Genomic DNA, 15,126 nt, shown 5'->3' with positions numbered 1-15,126 from the left:
CCTGCGCGACCCGCACGGCCATGACCCCGATCCAGATCCCCCACTTCATCGCCGGCCGTCGCGCCGATGGCGCCTCCTCCCGCACGCAGGACGTGACCAACCCGGCCACCGGCGCGGTCACGGGCCGGGTGCACCTGGCCGGCGCGGCCGACGTCGATAGCGCCGTGGCGGCCGCCAAGGCGGCCTTCCCGGCCTGGGCCGACACCCCCCCGATCCGCCGCGCCCGCGTGATGTTCAAGTTCCTGGAACTGCTCAACCGCCACAAGGACGAGCTGGCCCACCTCATTACCGCCGAGCACGGCAAGGTCTTCACCGATGCCCAGGGCGAGGTCAGCCGCGGCATCGACATCGTCGAGTTCGCCTGCGGCATCCCGCAGCTCCTGAAGGGTGACTTCACCGACCAGGTCTCCACCGGCATCGACAACTGGACCTTGCGCCAGCCGCTGGGCGTGGTCGCGGGCATCACGCCCTTCAACTTCCCCGTGATGGTGCCGATGTGGATGTTCCCGGTGGCCATCGCCGCGGGCAACGCCTTCATCCTCAAGCCCAGCCCGACCGACCCGAGCGCGTCGCTGCGCATGGCCGAGCTGCTGAAGGAGGCCGGCCTGCCCGATGGCGTCTTCAACGTCGTCCAGGGCGACAAGGCGGCGGTCGACGCCTTGCTGGAGCACCCGGACGTCAAGGCGATCAGCTTCGTCGGCTCGACGCCGATCGCCAACTACATCTACGAGACCGGCGCGCGCCACGGCAAGCGGGTGCAGGCCCTCGGCGGCGCCAAGAACCACATGGTGGTGATGCCCGACGCCGACATCGACCAGGCCGTCGATGCGCTCATCGGCGCGGGCTACGGCTCGGCCGGCGAGCGCTGCATGGCGATCTCGGTGGCGGTGCTGGTGGGCGACGCGGCCGACCGCCTGATCCCCAAGCTGGTCGAGCGCGCGAAGTCGCTCAAGGTGCTCGACGGCGAGAACCTGGCCGCCGAGATGGGCCCGATCGTCACCCGGGCCGCGCACGAGCGCATCACCGGCTACATCGCCCTGGGCGAGCAGGAAGGCGCGCAGCTGCTGGTCGACGGCCGCGGCTTCGACGCGGCGACGGCGGGCAGCGACAACGGCACCGACACGGCCGGCGGCTTCTGGATGGGCGGCACATTGTTCGACCATGTCACGCCGGAGATGCGCATCTACAAGGAGGAGATCTTCGGCCCGGTGCTCGGCTGCGTGCGGGTGGCAGACCTGGCGGCGGCGGTGGACCTGATCAACGCGCACGAGTTCGGCAACGGCGTCAGCTGCTTCACGCGCGACGGCCACGTGGCGCGCGAGTTCGCCCGCCGCATCGAGGTCGGCATGGTCGGCATCAACGTGCCGATCCCGGTGCCGATGGCCTGGCATGGCTTCGGCGGCTGGAAGCGCTCGCTGTTCGGCGACATGCACGCCTATGGCGAGGAAGGCGTGCGCTTCTACACCAAGCAGAAGTCGGTCATGCAGCGCTGGCCGGAGAGCATCGGCAAAGGCGCCGAGTTCGTCATGCCGACGGCCAAGTGAGGACCCGGCCGGCGGCGGCGACGTCGGCAGCGGCGCGGCAGGCGCTCAGGCGTCCTGCCGGATCCAGGCGGCGGCCCGCTCCGCCATCATCAATGTCGGGCTGTTGGTGTTGCCGCTGGTGATGGTCGGCATGGCGCCGGCATCGACCACCCGCAGGCCGGCGATCCGCCCGCCACGGCCATCGCGCACCCGCAGACGCGAGTCCAGCACGGCCGCCGGGTCGTCGTCGGCTCCCATCTTGGTGGTGCCCACCGGATGGAAGATGGTGGTGGCGATGTCGCCCGCGAGCCGGGCCAGGTCCGCGTCGCTCTGGTACTGCACGCCGGGCTTCCATTCCTCCGGACGGTAGGCGGCCAGGGCCGGCTGGGCCGCGATGCGGCGCGTGACGCGCAGCGAATCGGCGGCGACCTGCCGGTCCTCGTCGGTGCTCAGGTAGTTGGGCGCGATGGCCGGCGCGTCGGCGAAGCGCGGACTGCGGATGCGCACGGTGCCGCGACTGGTCGGATTGAGGTTGCACACGCTGGCGGTGAAGGCCGGGAAGCTGTGCAGCGGCTCGCCGAAGGCATCGAGCGAGAGCGGCTGCACGTGGTACTGCAGGTTCGGCCAGGGCTGCTGCGGCGAACTGCGCGTGAAGGCGCCCAGTTGCGATGGCGCCATGCTCATCGGCCCGCTGCGCTTGAACAGGTATTCCAGGCCGATCCTGGCCTTGCCATGCAGCGTGGAGGCCAGCACGTTGAGCGTGGGCGCGCCGGAGATGCGGTAGACGGCGCGGATCTGCAGGTGGTCCTGCAGGTTGGCGCCGACCCCGGGCAGGTCGGCCACGACCTCGATGCCATGCTCGCGCAGCAGCGCGGCCGGACCGATACCCGAGAGCTGCAGGATCTGCGGCGAGCCGATGCTGCCGGCGCACAGCACCACTTCGCGCGCGACGCGCACGCGGACGGTCTCGCGGCCGTTCCAGACCTCGGCGCCGGTGCAGCGCCGGCCGCCGTCGGGCAGTGTCTCGAAGGTCAGCCGGGCGACCTGGGCGCCGGTCCACATGGTGAAGTTGGGGCGCCGCTCGCAGGTCGGGCGCAGGAAGGCCTTGGCGGTGTTCCAGCGCCAGCCGTTCTTCTGGTTGACCTGGAAGTAGCCCACGCCCTCGTTGTCGCCGCGGTTGAAGTCGCTCGAGTGCGGGATACCGGCCTGCTGCGCGGCCTGCGCGAAGGCATCGAGGATGTCCCAGCGCAGGCGCTGCTTCTCGACGCGCCACTCGCCACCCACGCCGTGGAAGGTGGCGAAGTCGGGGTCCGGGGCGCCGGCGCCGACGGCCGCCGCGGCCCGGGGATCGCCCAGGTAGTGGTCCTCGTGGCGCTTGAAGGCCGGCAGCACGTGCTCCCAGCGCCAGGCGTCGTCGCCGGTGAGCCGCGCCCAGCCGTCGTAGTCGCGGGCCTGTCCGCGCATGTAGATCATGCCGTTGATGCTGGAGCAGCCGCCGAGCGTCTTGCCGCGCGGATAGCGCAGCACGCGGCCGTTGAGGCCGGCGTCGGCCTCGGTGCTGTAGAGCCAGTCGGTGCGCGGGTTGCCGATACAGTAGAGATAGCCCACCGGGATGTGGATCCAGTGGTAGTCGTCGCGCCGCCCGGCCTCCACCAGCAGCACGCGATGGCGGCCGTCCTGGGTCAGGCGGTTGGCCATCAATGCGCCGGCGGTCCCGCCGCCGATGACGAGGTAGTCGAATGCCGTGGTGTCGCTCATGGGGTCGGTGCGCAATAGGAAGGAAGGGAGCAAGGAAGGGCCGGACCGGGTCGGAACGGGACCGCGACAGTGTGGCCATCGCGGAGCCGCGACGCCAATCAAATCCGCGACCCGCTCCTATAAGCTGCGCCAATAGGAGAAGCCATCCATGAGGGCCATTGCCGATCTGCAGCTGCTGCGCGCCTTCGTGACCGTCGCGCGGGACGGCAGCGTCTCGCGCGCGGCGGCCCACCTGCACCTGAGCCAGCCCGCCGTCAGCCTGCAGCTGAAATCGCTGGCCGAGCAACTCGGGCTGACCTTGTTCCGCCGCCTGCCGCGCGGCCTGGAGCTCACGCCCGAGGGCCTGGCGCTGCTGCCCCGGGCCGAGCGGGTGCTGTCGAGCCTGGCCGATTTCAACCATGCCGCGATCCGGCTGCAGGACGCGGTCGTCGGCACATTGCGCCTGGGGACGATCCTCGATCCCGCCTTCATCCGCCTGGGCGAATTCCTGCGGCGGATGGTGGAGGCCGCGCCCCACGCCCAGATCGAACTGCGTCAGGCCATGAGCGGCGACGTGATCGCGCAGATCGACGACGGCCGGCTCGACGCCGGCTTCCATCTCGATGCCTCGGCCCCGGCCGGCGCGGGTGCGTATGCGGACCGGTTCGCCGTCCGGCTGCTGACGCCCTTCACCTACCGGGTGGTCGCGCCCCCGGGCTGGGCGTCCCGGGTCGCCGGCCAGGACTGGCACGGCCTGGCGAGCCTGCCGTGGCTGTCGACGCCCGAGCAGTCGGTGCACCACCGCCTGCTCGCCGGCGTCTTCGGTCCCGGCTCGCTGACCGGGATGGCGCCGCCGCGCGTGGCCCGGGTCGACCAGGAAGCCTCGATGATCGACCTGGTGAAGTCGGGCATCGGACTCTCGCTGATGCGCGACTCGATCGCCATCCGGGAGAGCCAGGCCTTCGGCCTGGCGATCGCCGATCGCGTCGGGCTGGACTGCGCGCTGACCTTCGTCTGCCTGCGCGAGCGCCGCCACGAACCGGTCGTCGCGGCGGCCTGGGAGGCCCTCGCCAGCGTCTGGGGACCGGCCTGAGCCCGAGCCCGAGCCGCAGGGCCCGGCCGGCCGGTGCCGGGCGACGTGCCGTCCGCGCGCCCTACTTCGCCAGGTGCCGGCGCTGGTCGTAGACCGGCTGGGCCGGCAGGTCGGCCAGGTGGCGGATGTCGGCCCAGTCGACGATCTCGATGCGCTCGGGCCGCATCGGATCGGCCAGGCGGATGCGGCTGACGCCGGCATTGGGGATGTCGCTCTGGCGTGGTCCGTTCAGACCCAGCCCCTGGGCGGTGCGCCAGACCATGTCGAGCACCCCGCCATGCGTCACCACCAGCAGCGTGCGGCCGGCATGCGCCGCGGCGATGGTGCCCAGCGTCTCGATCACGCGGGCATGGAAGCGCCGGGGCGACTCGCCCTCGGGCATGGCGTGGTCCTCGCGGAATTCGAGCCACTCCTCCCAGGCGCGTGGATGCAGCTCGCGGATCTCGTCGCCGCGCAAGCCCTCGACGACGCCGAAATGCTGTTCGCGCAATCCGGCCAGTGTCACCACCGGCAGGCCGAGCAGGTGCGCGGCCGGCGCGGCGGTCTGCTGGGCGCGCAGCAGGTCGCTGCAGAACAGGTGGTCCACCGCCTCGCCCGCCAGCCGCAGCCCGACGCGGCGCGCCTGCTCGTGGCCGATGTCGTTGAGCGGGATGTCGGCGTGGCCCTGGAAGCGCAGCTCGCGGTTCCAGGCGGTCTCGCCGTGGCGCACCAGGAGGAGCTCGGTGGCGCCGGAGGCGGCGGGCATGGCGGAGGGGATGGCGTCGGATCGGGTCATGGCGTCGGCCATTGTCGGCGGCCCGCGTGACGCGGGTCGGTCGCGGCGATGACGACCGTGCGCGGTCACCGAGAATCGGACCATGACCCGACTCGTCTTCCTGCCCGGCCTGGCCTGCGATGCCCGCCTCTGGCACGCCCAGCAAGCCGCCGTGGCACCGGCCTTCCACCCCGTCGTGAGCGACGTGCACATGCGCCACGACGGCATCGAGGCCATGGCGCGCGCCCTGCTCGCCGAGCACGACGGCACGCTGGTGCTGTGCGGGGCCTCGATGGGCGGGATGATCGCCATGGAGGCCGCGCGCCAGGCGCCCGGGCGCATCGCCGGGCTGGCCCTGCTGGGCACCAGCCCGCGGCCGGAGACGCCGGAGATGTTCCGCCTGCGCGAATCGGCCATCGGCCTGTTCGAGCGCGGAGAGGCGCGCGAGCTGATCGAGTTCAACGCCAACTTCGCCTTCCACCCGGCGCAGGCGGCGGACAAGGCGCTGGTGCGGCGCTACGTGGAGATGGTGCTGGATGCCGGCGTGGCGCAGCTGGTGCGCCAGAACCGCGCCGTGATGCAGCGGCCCGATGCGCGCGCGCACCTGGGCGCCCTGCGCTGCCCGGTGCTGGTGCTGTGCGGCGACACCGATCGCCTCACGCCGCCGGAATGCTCGAGCGAGATCGCCGCCCTTGTCCCGCATGCCGCGCTGCACTGGATCCCGTCGTGCGGCCACATGCTGACGATGGAGAAGCCGCTGCTGGTGAACGCGGCATTGTCCGGCTGGCTGGCGGCGCTGCCGGCCGCCTGAACGACCTCAGGCCGGCGTGGCCATCACCGCGATGCCCTCGTGCTCCAGCGCCTCGCGGATGCGCCGCGCGAACGCCAGCGCGTGGGCGCCGTCGCCATGCAGGCAGACGGTCTGGGCGTTGACGGCGACGACGCTGCCGTCGATGGCCGTGACACGGTGGTCGCGCACCAGCGACAGCGTCTGCGCCAGCGACCGTGCTTCGTCCTCGATCAGCGCGCCGGGCTGGCTGCGCGGCACCAGGCTGCCATCGGGCATGTAGCCGCGATCGGCGAACACCTCCTCCACGGGCTTGAGGCCGGCGCGCTCGGCGGCGGCGATCATGCCGCTGCCGGCCAGGCCGAAGAAGCGCAGGCCCGGATCGAAGCGCCGCACGGCCTCGCAGATGGCGGCGGCGAGTTCGGGCTCGTTGACCGCCTGGTTGTAGAGCATGCCGTGCGGCTTGACGTGCGCCAGCGTGCCGCCCTCGGCCCGCACGATCGCCGCCAACGCGCCGATCTGGTAGAGCATGCCGTCGATGATCTCCTGCGGCGGCAGCTGCATGGCGCTGCGGCCGAAGTTGGCGCGGTCCGGAAAGCTCGGATGCGCGCCGATCGCCACCTGATGGTCGATGGCCCAGCGCACGCACTGCCGCATGGTGGAGGCGTCGCCGGCGTGCCAGCCGCAGGCGATGTTGGCCGAGCTCACCAGGGCGAGCAGTGCCTCGTCGCTGCCGGCGCCTTCGCCGAGATCGGCGTTGAGATCAATCTGCATGGGGATGTCCTTGAAGGGAGGAAGAGGAATTCGCGGAACTCGCGGGCGGGACCGCGACGGCCGCCGATGTTGCCGCCGACTCCGGCGCCAGGGGCCAGTCCGCCGCGCTCAACCCCTGCAGGACCAGGGCCAGGTAGCGTCGCTGCGCCTCCCAGGCCTGCCGGGCGCGCGCGGCATCGGCCTCCACCAGGCGCAGCATGCCGCCCAGCGGCGCCTGCGCCAGCTTCCACAGGTCGGCCCGGATCACGGCGCCGATGCGCGGATAGCCGCCGGTGGTCTGGGCATCGCCCATCAGGATGATCGGCTGGCCCGCGGGCGGCACCTGGATCGTGCCGGGCACCACGCCCGAGGACAGCATGTCGATGGCGCGGCCGCGCTGCAGCGCCGGACCGTCGAGCCGGCTGCCCATGCGGTTGCTCTGGGGCGTGACGCGCCAGCGCGCGTCCCACAGCAGGGCCTGCGAGGCCCGCGTGAACTGGTCGAATTCGGGGCCGGGCATGACGCGCAGCACGGTGGTGGCGCCCTCGTCGTCGGGCTCGTCGTCGTCCGTGCCGCCGTGGCCGAAGAGGCTGTGCGCGCGGTCGGCGACCTCGGCGGCGGCGATGGCGCCGTCGTCGGATCCATGGCGCGCCCGCTCGTCGATGCCGCCGGCCGGCCCGCGCAGGCCGAGCGCGCGGCGCTCGCGCTGCGCCGCGTCGAGCATCGACAGGCCCAGCGCCAGCCGGTCGCCCTTGCGCAGCGCCCGCCCCCGATGGCCACCGAAGCCGGCCTTGAGATCGGTGCTGCGCGAGCCGAGCACCAGCGGCACGTCGATGCCGCCGGCCACCGCCAGCCAGACCCGGATCGCCTGCGCCACGCCGCTGCCCAGCACCAGCGACTGGCCGGCCCGCACGGCCACGCTCCAGTGGGGCGCCAGCGGGACGCCATCGAGCCGGGCGCCGAAATCGCCGCCGGCCAGCGCGATGCGGGTGTCGGCCTCGAAGCGCAGTTCGCAGCGGCCCATGGTTAGCTCGATGCCGGCGGCGCCAGGCGCGTTGCCCACCAGCCGGTTGGCCAGGGTCAGCGCCAGCGGATCGAGCGCGCCGCCGGGACAGATGCCGAGCTCGCGCTGGCCATGGCGGCCCAGGTCCTGGACCGAGGCCAGCAGGCCCGGCTTGACGACGACGATCATGATTCGATGCGCTCCACGACGAACCGCACGCGGTCGCCCGGCCGCAGCAGGGTCGGTGCGGCCGCCTGCGGGTCGAACAGTTCGATCGGGGTGCGTCCGATCAGCTGCCAGCCGCCGGGCGATGCGAGCGGGTAGATGCCCGTCTGGGCACCGCCGATGCCGACCGAGCGGGCCGGCACGGCCAGGCGCGGCTCGGCGCGCCGTGGCGTGGCGAGTTCGGGCGGCAGGCCGCCCAGGAAGGCGAAGCCGGGCAGGAAGCCCAGCAGGTAGACCACGTAGTCGCCGGCAGCGTGGCGCCGCGCCACCTCGGCCGGCGCGAGGCCGGTGTGGGCGGCGACATCGGCCAGGTCGGGGCCGTGCTCGCCGCCATAGGCGACCGGGATCTCGATGGTGCGCCCGGGCGCGTCCAGGTCCTCGCGACCGGCCGCGGCGAGTTGCGGCCACGCGGCCAGCACCTGGATCTCCAGTTCCGTGGCATCGATCAGGGCCGGGTCGAACAGCAGGGTCAGGTTGTTCATGCCCGGCAGGGCCTCGCTCACCGCCGGCCACCGCAGCGCCTCCTCGCGCAGCGCCCAGATGCTGCGCTGCCGCGCCAGCGTCGCCGGTCCGGCCAGGGTGCACACCAGGGCGGCATCGCCCAGCGCATGGAGGCGCGGCAGGTCGCGCGACGCGCTCGCGGGGATCGGCATCGCGCGCCCTACCCGCGTGCGAGTTCGCGCACCTTGGCCTCGAGCCTCTCCTGCACGAAGGGCGAGACGAACTTGTCGATCTCGCCGCCGAGGGTGGCGATCTCGCGCACGAAGGTGCTGGAGATGAACTGGTACTTGTCGCTGGGCGTGAGGAACACGGTCTCGACGTCGGGCATGAGCGAGCGGTTCATGCCGGCGAGCTGGAACTCGTAGTCGAAGTCGGTGACGGCGCGCAGGCCGCGCACCATCGCCTTGCCGCCGCGCGCGACCACGAAGTCGCGCAGCAGGCCCGAGAAGCTCTCGATGGTGACGCGGTCGCTGTAGGGCCTGACGGCCTGCTCGGCCATGGCGATGCGCTCGGGCAGCGAGAACAGCGCCTTCTTGTGGTGGCCGGCGGCGACCGCGACGATGACGTGCGAGAACAGCTGGGTGGCACGCCGGATGACGTCCTCGTGGCCCAGCGTCATGGGGTCGAAAGTGCCGGGATAGACCGCGATCACGCTGGACATCGGTGGAGTCTCCTCTGGGGCCGTCGGAGACGGCGTCTGCTGAAATCGGCGGAAGACGGGTTCGGACCCGTCCGGGTTGTCGCGGATTATGCCGACGGCCCGGCCCCGGCTTCGCCCTCGTCCACGGCCCGCAGCAGGTGCGCGTGCACCGCGCCGGCCTTCAGGTGGCGGAACACCCGCAAGCCGAAAGCGGCGAGCTCGTCGTCGTTCCAGCGGCGTGCCGCCTCCAGATAGACGGCGCCCTCGGGGCGCAGCGCCCGCGCGGCCGCGCGCAACGCCGGCTCGTAGAGCGCGGGGGTCTCGAACGGCGGGTCGAGCAGCACCAGGTGCAGGCTTTGCGGCACCGCGCGTTCGAGCGCCGTCACGCCATTGCCGCGCTCGATGCGCACCGCCTCGGCCGCCAGCTTGGCCTTGGTCTTCTGCAGTTGCGCCACCAGATCGGCATCCTGCTCGCACAGCAGCACCAGTCCCGCGCCACGCGAGGCGGCTTCCAGGCCCAGCGCCCCGGTGCCGGCGAAGGCATCGACGCAATGCCAGCCGGGCAGTTCGCCACCACCCGCGCCGGCCAGGCTGGCGAGCCAGTTGAACAGCGTCTCGCGGACCCGGTCGGGCGTCGGGCGCAGGCCGGGCTTGTCGGCCACGGCCAGGCGCGTGCGCTTCCACTGGCCACCGACGATGCGGACCTCGTGCGCGCGCTTGTCGTGCTGCGGGTTCGATGGCTTGCCGGCCTTGGCGGCCTTGCCGGTCGGACCGACGCGCGGCCCCGGCCGCGAGGAGGAGGAGGAAGGAAAGTCGGGCGTCCTCATGGCTTGCCTCCCACCACCACGGCGACCATGCGTTGCGGTTGGAGCTTGCGCGCGAAGGCGGACTGGATGTCGGAGATGGTGACGGCGTTCATGCGGGCGGTCCAGGTATCGAGATAGTCGAGCGGCAGGTCGTTCCAGGCGATGTTGGCGACGTTGCCGAGCAGTTTGGCGTTGCTGTCGAGCAGCAGCGGAAAGCCGCCGACGACATTGTCCTTCGCGGCCTTGAGTTCGGCCGCGGTCGGACCGTCGGCGACGAACTTCGCCACCACCTCGCGCGACACGGCCAGGGCCTGCGCGGCCTGGTCGGGCCGGGTCTGGAAGGCGATGCGGAAGGCGCCCGCGTGCAGGCTGGGCGAGAACCCGCTGTAGACGCTGTAGGCCAGCCCGCGCTTCTCGCGCACCTCGTTGGTCAGGCGCGAGACAAAGCCGCCGCCGCCCAGGATGTAGTTGCCCAGCGTGAGCGCGAAGTGATCCGGGTCGCGGCGCTGGTAGCCCGGCTGGCCGAGCATCACGTGCGCCTGGGCCGAATCGAAGGGCACGTCGGTCTCCGACGCCGCCGCGAGCGGTGCCACGTCGGGAACCGATGGCAGCGGCGCGCAGGCGCTGCCGGAGGGCTGCGGCAGGCGCGACAGCAGCCGCGTGGCGATGGCCTCGGCCTGCGCGCGCGTCACCGCGCCGACGATGCTGAGCTTGGCGCGGCAGGGCTGGATCAGACGCTCGTAGCGCTCGCGCATCGCCGGGACATCGATCGCCGCGAGCGTGGCCTCGGTGGTCTCCTGGCCATAGGGATGGCCGCCATAGACCTTCTGCGCGAAGGTGCGGGCGACCACCGTGCCCGGCCGGGTGTTGGCCTCCCGGATGGCGGCGCCGATCTGCTCGCGCTCGCGCCGCCAGACGTCCTCGGGGAAGGCGGGCTCGCCGATCTCGCGTGCGGCCAGGGTGACGGCGCGGTCGAGCAACGACGGCTCGGCCAGGGTGCGCAGGTTGAAGCTGGTGCGGTCGGCGCCGGCGCCGGCATTGAAGGCGGCGCCCAGATCGGCCCACGCCTCGCCCAGGGCGTTCTCGTCGAGCGCGGGTTCGCCGGTGGTGCCGGCGCGCACGCCCTTCTCGACCATCAGGGCGGTGGCGTCGGCCAGGCCGGCCTGCGCCGGGGGATCGCGCCGGCCACCGGCATCGAAGTCGACCTGCACGTCGACGATCGGCAGCGCGTCGGTCGCGGCCAGGTAGATGCGCGCGCCATTGGCGAGCGTCCAGTGCTGGATCGGGGGCGCGGCCTGCGCGGGCAGGGCGACGCAGGCGGCGGCGCCGGCCAGCACCAGGCTGGCGGCAACGGTTCGGAGATTCGGCATGGAAACGGTGTCCTTCAGCGCAGGTCGCCGGCGGGCGCGGCGCGCGGGCGGCGGTTCTTCTCGGGCGGCAGGGGGCGCAGCGTGGCGACGGTGAGCTGGTCGTCGCCGAAGTAGCGTCCCGCCACGGCCTGCACCTGTTCGGCGGTCACGGCCTGGAGCCGCGCGATGATGCGCGCGCTGGCGTCCAGCGGCAGGCCCTGGATCCACTGGCTGCCCAGTTCGCGGGCCTGGGCCATCACGGAATCGAGCTTGTAGGTCTCGCTGGCCACCCACTGCGTCTTGACGCGCGCCAGTTCGGCCGCGCCCACGCCCTCCTTCGCCACGCGGGCGACCTCGGCGCGCAACGCGGCCTCCACGGCCTCGGTCGTCTTGCCGGCGGCGGGCACGCCGTCGAGTTCGAACAGCTGCGGGCCACGGCCGATGAAGCCGGCGCCGCTGCCGGCCGAGTCGGCCACGCGGTCGGGGCCCTGCGTCAGGGCGCGGTCGAGCCGCGCACCGGGATAGCCGTCGAGCAGCGCCGACAGCACCACCAGCGCCCAGACGTCGCTCTCGCCATCGAGGCTCTCCAGGCGCGGCGTGCGGAACGCCAGCGAGACATAGGCCTGCTCGGCCGGGGCCTTGAACTCGAGCCGGCGGATGCCGCGCTGCTCGGGCTCGGTGCGGGGCTTGCGCACCGGCACGGCCCGCGCCGGGATGCGGCCGTAGTAGCGCTCGGCCAGGGCCCGCACGGCGGCGACGTCGACATCGCCCGCCACCACGATCGCGGCATTGGCCGGCACGTACCACTTGGCATGGAATTCACGCACGTCGTCCGGCGTCATGGCATCGAGGTCGCTCATCCAGCCGACGATCGGGCGGTGATAGGGCGAGGCCATGAAGACGGCGGCGTTCTGCTGCTCCCCGAGCAGGGCGCGCGGCTGGTCCTCGGTGCGCAGCCGGCGCTCCTCCTTGATGACCTCGATCTCGCGCTTGAACTCGATGTCGGGCCACTGGTTGTTGGCGAAGCGGTCGGACTCGAGCTTCATCACCTGTTCCAGCCTGGCGGCGGGGATCTGCTGGTAGTAGCCGGTGAGGTCGCGCGACGTGAAGGCGTTCTCCTGGCCGCCCAGGGCCGCCACCTGGCGCGAGAATTCACCCGGCGGGATGCGCTGGGTGCCCTTGAACATCATGTGTTCCAGCGCATGCGCGACGCCGGACGTGCCATCGACCTCGTCCATCGAGCCGACGCGCACCCAGACCATGTGCACCGCCGTGGGGGAGCGGCGGTCGGGCTTGACGATCAGGGTCATGCCATTGGACAGCGTGAACTGTTCGGCGCGCGTGGGGCCACCGGTCGCCGGCGGGAACGAGGAAGCGGAGACGGGGGAAGGCGCGGGAGTCTGGGCGATGGCCGGTGCGATCCAGGCCGTCATGAGCGCCAGGACCAGGACCGCGCCCGGCGCCGCATGGCGTTGCAAGGGGTGTTTCATAGAATGGCTCGGATTGTAAAAAAGCACCGATGTTCAGTTTCTTCAAGAAAAAGCCGCAGCCCGACGCCGTCGTGCCGCCCGCTCCCGTGCCCGAGCCCGTCGCGGTACCGCCGCCGGCCGTGCCGGCCGCGAAGTCCGTGTTCTCGCCCTCGAGCTGGTTCGGCGGCAAGTCGCCGGATCCCGCACCCGATGCGGCGCCTCCGGTCGTCGAGCCGATCGTGCCACGTCCGCGACCGGCACCGGTGCCGCCGGTGGTCCCGGTGCCCGTGGCGGCGCCGGCCGAGCCGGCGCGCCAGGGCTGGATCGACAAGCTCAAGACCGGCCTGCGCAAGACCGGCACCGGCATCCAGGCCGTCTTCGTCAACGCGCAGATCGACGAGGAACTCTACGAGGAGCTGGAGACCGCCCTCCTGATGGCCGACACCGGCGTCAAGGCGACCGAGTATCTGCTCGACGACCTGCGCCGCCGCGTCAAGAGCCAGATCGCCACCAACGCGCAGCAGGTCCGGGTGCTGCTCGCCGATGCCATCGCCGATCTGCTGCGGCCGCTGGAGAAGCCCTTGGAGATCGGCCGCCACCTGCCGACGGTGATCATGGTCGCCGGCGTCAACGGCGCCGGCAAGACGACCTCGATCGGCAAGCTCACCAAGCACCTGTCCAGCGAAGGCGCCTCGGTGCTGCTGGCGGCGGCCGACACCTTCCGCGCCGCCGCGCGCGAGCAGCTGCTGGTCTGGGCCGATCGCAACACGGTGGAGATCGTCAGCAATGCCGGCGGCGATCCCTCCGCCGTCAGCTTCGATGCCGTGAACGCCGGACGGGCCCGTGGCAAGGACGTGGTGCTGGTCGACACCGCCGGCCGCCTGCCGACGCAGCTGCACCTGATGGACGAATTGCGCAAGATCAAGCGCGTGGTGTCCAAGGCCGACGCCACGGCGCCCCACGAGGTGCTGCTGGTGATCGATGGCAACACCGGCCAGAACGCCCTGGCGCAGGTCAAGGCTTTCGACGAGGCGCTCGGCCTGACCGGACTCATCGTCACCAAGCTCGACGGCACGGCCAAGGGTGGCGTGCTGTGCGCCATCGCGCGCGAGCGGCCGATCCCGGTCTACTTCATCGGCGTCGGCGAGAAGCTCGAGGATCTCGAGACCTTCGACGCGCGCGAGTTCGCCCAGGCCCTGGTCGGCGACGCCGACTGAAGACGCCCCGGCGCGTCGGACGGGATCCGGTCGGGCTGCGGTCCCCACGGCGTCGGTCAACGCGAGGGCCCGCGACCGGCATCGGCCGACACCCGATCGCTTCGTGGCAGGGCATCGTTCGTTCTGATCACAAAGGGAGGTCGACTCCGAAACTGGCATCACGATTGCCGGTCATGTCGCCCTTTTGTAGTCCAAATCGGAACAATGCATTCCGAAAACAGCGTGATTCGAGCATTTAGGCTCGGAACTACAGCTTTAGCACTCCCTCTAACCGAGTGCTAATATGACGAACTTCAAAGGAGTTTCCCTGATGACATCCCTGTCCGGAGCCTCTATCGCGACTCACCAACTCGCCGTTGCCAATCCCTGGTCGATGGTGCCGCCGCTCGGCAACCTCGATGCCTACATCTCCACGGCCAACCGCCTCCCCCTCCTCACGCTCGAGGAAGAGCAAGGCTTCGCCCGCAAGCTGCGCGACCACAACGATCTCGAGGCCGCCGGCGCCTTGATCCTGTCGCACCTGCGCCTGGTCGTCTCCATCTCGCGCCAGTACCTCGGCTATGGCCTGCCCCACGGCGACCTGATCCAGGAAGGCAACATCGGTCTCATGAAGGCCGTGAAGCGCTTCGACCCCGATCAGGGCGTGCGGCTGGTGAGCTATGCCATGCACTGGATCAAGGCGGAGATTCACGAGTACATCCTGAAGAACTGGCGCATGGTCAAGGTCGCGACGACCAAGGCCCAGCGCAAGCTGTTCTTCAATCTGCGTTCCATGAAGCAGAACTTCAAGGCCGATGCCGCCGCGTCCGACAACGACACGCACCGCGACACCCTGAGCCCGGCCGAGGTCAGCGCGATGGCGACCAAGCTGAACGTCAAGCGCGAGGAAGTGCTGGAGATGGAAACGCGCCTGTCGGGTGGCGACGTCATGCTCGATCCGGGTCCCGCCGACGATGGCGACGAGGGTTTCGGCCCGATCGCCTACCTGGCCGACGCGACGCAGGAGCCGACCGCGCAGCTCGAATCACAGCAGCGCGACCGCTTGTCCAGCGATGGCATCGCCACGGCGCTCGAGGCCCTGGACGACCGCAGTCGCCGCATAGTCGAGGAGCGCTGGCTCAAGGTGAACGACGATGGTTCGGGCGGCATGACGCTGCACGATCTGGCGGCGGTCTATGGCGTCTCGGCCGAGCGCATCCGCCAGATCGAGGTGGCGGCCATGAAGAAGATGAAGAAGGCGCTGGTCGAATACGCCTGAGGCCCGGCCTC

14 protein-coding genes are annotated in these 15,126 nt (G+C 71.4%); 5 read left to right on the top strand and 9 right to left on the bottom strand.

What is annotated here, in order from left to right; translation table 11 throughout:
• The first annotated feature begins 20 nt into the window (after nucleotides 1–20).
• Nucleotides 21–1,544 carry a CoA-acylating methylmalonate-semialdehyde dehydrogenase gene (locus tag AC1MLT_RS15850; protein ID WP_481033149.1) on the top strand — a complete coding sequence of 508 codons (1,524 nt, stop codon included), beginning with the start codon at nucleotides 21–23 and terminating at the stop codon, nucleotides 1,542–1,544.
• 45 nt (nucleotides 1,545–1,589) lie between these two features.
• Here the strand turns inward: AC1MLT_RS15850 and AC1MLT_RS15845 are convergent, their stop codons facing one another.
• The gene (locus AC1MLT_RS15845; RefSeq protein WP_481033148.1) at nucleotides 1,590–3,281 is read right to left on the bottom strand and encodes a GMC family oxidoreductase; all 1,692 of its coding nucleotides are present in this window, start codon (nucleotides 3,279–3,281) and stop codon (nucleotides 1,590–1,592) included.
• 148 nt (nucleotides 3,282–3,429) lie between these two features.
• Here AC1MLT_RS15845 and AC1MLT_RS15840 point away from each other — a divergent pair, with 148 nt between their 5' ends.
• On the top strand, nucleotides 3,430–4,353 hold the full coding sequence (locus AC1MLT_RS15840; protein WP_481033147.1) for a LysR family transcriptional regulator: 924 nt from the start codon (nucleotides 3,430–3,432) through the stop codon (nucleotides 4,351–4,353).
• A 61-nt stretch (nucleotides 4,354–4,414) separates the two neighbouring features.
• Here AC1MLT_RS15840 and AC1MLT_RS15835 read toward each other — a convergent pair whose 3' ends face one another.
• Nucleotides 4,415–5,128 (bottom strand): histidine phosphatase family protein, encoded by a 714-nt coding sequence (locus AC1MLT_RS15835; protein WP_481033146.1) that lies wholly within the window; start codon nucleotides 5,126–5,128, stop codon nucleotides 4,415–4,417.
• Between the two features lie 82 nt (nucleotides 5,129–5,210).
• On the opposite strand from AC1MLT_RS15835, the gene AC1MLT_RS15830 reads away from it, so the two are divergent.
• Entirely contained in the window at nucleotides 5,211–5,918 is a 708-nt protein-coding gene (locus AC1MLT_RS15830; RefSeq protein ID WP_481033145.1) for an alpha/beta fold hydrolase, read from the top strand.
• A gap of 6 nt (nucleotides 5,919–5,924) precedes the next feature.
• Here the strand turns inward: AC1MLT_RS15830 and pxpA are convergent, their stop codons facing one another.
• From pxpA to AC1MLT_RS15795, 7 genes are all read right to left on the bottom strand, one after another.
• Entirely contained in the window at nucleotides 5,925–6,668 is a 744-nt protein-coding gene (gene pxpA, locus AC1MLT_RS15825) for a 5-oxoprolinase subunit PxpA (RefSeq protein WP_481033144.1), read from the bottom strand.
• A complete protein-coding gene (locus AC1MLT_RS15820) occupies nucleotides 6,658–7,839 on the bottom strand; it encodes a 5-oxoprolinase subunit C family protein (RefSeq protein WP_481033143.1) in 1,182 nt (393 codons plus the stop codon). The genes pxpA and AC1MLT_RS15820 overlap by 11 nt, the downstream gene beginning before the upstream one ends.
• Complete coding sequence (gene pxpB, locus AC1MLT_RS15815; RefSeq protein WP_481033142.1) at nucleotides 7,836–8,528, bottom strand: 5-oxoprolinase subunit PxpB; 693 nt, start codon at nucleotides 8,526–8,528, stop codon at nucleotides 7,836–7,838. Before pxpB ends, AC1MLT_RS15820 begins: the two co-directional genes overlap by 4 nt.
• A gap of 8 nt (nucleotides 8,529–8,536) precedes the next feature.
• Complete coding sequence (coaD, locus tag AC1MLT_RS15810) at nucleotides 8,537–9,037, bottom strand: pantetheine-phosphate adenylyltransferase (protein WP_481033141.1); 501 nt, start codon at nucleotides 9,035–9,037, stop codon at nucleotides 8,537–8,539.
• A gap of 86 nt (nucleotides 9,038–9,123) precedes the next feature.
• A complete protein-coding gene (locus tag AC1MLT_RS15805) occupies nucleotides 9,124–9,843 on the bottom strand; it encodes an RsmD family RNA methyltransferase (protein ID WP_481033140.1) in 720 nt (239 codons plus the stop codon).
• The gene (locus tag AC1MLT_RS15800) at nucleotides 9,840–11,192 is read right to left on the bottom strand and encodes a M16 family metallopeptidase (protein WP_481033139.1); all 1,353 of its coding nucleotides are present in this window, start codon (nucleotides 11,190–11,192) and stop codon (nucleotides 9,840–9,842) included. The genes AC1MLT_RS15805 and AC1MLT_RS15800 overlap by 4 nt, the downstream gene beginning before the upstream one ends.
• 14 nt (nucleotides 11,193–11,206) lie before the next feature.
• Nucleotides 11,207–12,661 carry a M16 family metallopeptidase gene (locus tag AC1MLT_RS15795; protein ID WP_481033138.1) on the bottom strand — a complete coding sequence of 485 codons (1,455 nt, stop codon included), beginning with the start codon at nucleotides 12,659–12,661 and terminating at the stop codon, nucleotides 11,207–11,209.
• 29 nt (nucleotides 12,662–12,690) lie between these two features.
• Between AC1MLT_RS15795 and ftsY the strand changes: the two genes are divergently transcribed.
• Complete coding sequence (gene ftsY, locus AC1MLT_RS15790; protein WP_481033137.1) at nucleotides 12,691–13,857, top strand: signal recognition particle-docking protein FtsY; 1,167 nt, start codon at nucleotides 12,691–12,693, stop codon at nucleotides 13,855–13,857.
• Between the two features lie 310 nt (nucleotides 13,858–14,167).
• Nucleotides 14,168–15,115: an RNA polymerase sigma factor RpoH gene (gene rpoH / locus AC1MLT_RS15785; protein ID WP_481033136.1), complete on the top strand. Its 948-nt coding sequence runs from the start codon at nucleotides 14,168–14,170 to the stop codon at nucleotides 15,113–15,115.
• Nucleotides 15,116–15,126: the final 11 nt, after the last annotated feature.

The organism is Variovorax sp. PEI5 (assembly GCF_056679935.1).
The sequence above is the reverse complement of the archived record's forward strand: the minus strand, read 5'-3'. Positions and strand labels throughout refer to the sequence as shown.

Coding starts and splice junctions, on each gene's coding strand:
- AC1MLT_RS15850 (WP_481033149.1), top strand. CDS start 21: ATGACCCCGATCCAGATCCCCCACTTCATCGCCGGCCGTCGCGCCGAT.
- AC1MLT_RS15845 (WP_481033148.1), bottom strand. CDS start 3,281: ATGAGCGACACCACGGCATTCGACTACCTCGTCATCGGCGGCGGGACC.
- AC1MLT_RS15840 (WP_481033147.1), top strand. CDS start 3,430: ATGAGGGCCATTGCCGATCTGCAGCTGCTGCGCGCCTTCGTGACCGTC.
- AC1MLT_RS15835 (WP_481033146.1), bottom strand. CDS start 5,128: ATGACCCGATCCGACGCCATCCCCTCCGCCATGCCCGCCGCCTCCGGC.
- AC1MLT_RS15830 (WP_481033145.1), top strand. CDS start 5,211: ATGACCCGACTCGTCTTCCTGCCCGGCCTGGCCTGCGATGCCCGCCTC.
- pxpA (WP_481033144.1), bottom strand. CDS start 6,668: ATGCAGATTGATCTCAACGCCGATCTCGGCGAAGGCGCCGGCAGCGAC.
- AC1MLT_RS15820 (WP_481033143.1), bottom strand. CDS start 7,839: ATGATCGTCGTCGTCAAGCCGGGCCTGCTGGCCTCGGTCCAGGACCTG.
- pxpB (WP_481033142.1), bottom strand. CDS start 8,528: ATGCCGATCCCCGCGAGCGCGTCGCGCGACCTGCCGCGCCTCCATGCG.
- coaD (WP_481033141.1), bottom strand. CDS start 9,037: ATGTCCAGCGTGATCGCGGTCTATCCCGGCACTTTCGACCCCATGACG.
- AC1MLT_RS15805 (WP_481033140.1), bottom strand. CDS start 9,843: ATGAGGACGCCCGACTTTCCTTCCTCCTCCTCCTCGCGGCCGGGGCCG.
- AC1MLT_RS15800 (WP_481033139.1), bottom strand. CDS start 11,192: ATGCCGAATCTCCGAACCGTTGCCGCCAGCCTGGTGCTGGCCGGCGCC.
- AC1MLT_RS15795 (WP_481033138.1), bottom strand. CDS start 12,661: ATGAAACACCCCTTGCAACGCCATGCGGCGCCGGGCGCGGTCCTGGTC.
- ftsY (WP_481033137.1), top strand. CDS start 12,691: ATGTTCAGTTTCTTCAAGAAAAAGCCGCAGCCCGACGCCGTCGTGCCG.
- rpoH (WP_481033136.1), top strand. CDS start 14,168: ATGACATCCCTGTCCGGAGCCTCTATCGCGACTCACCAACTCGCCGTT.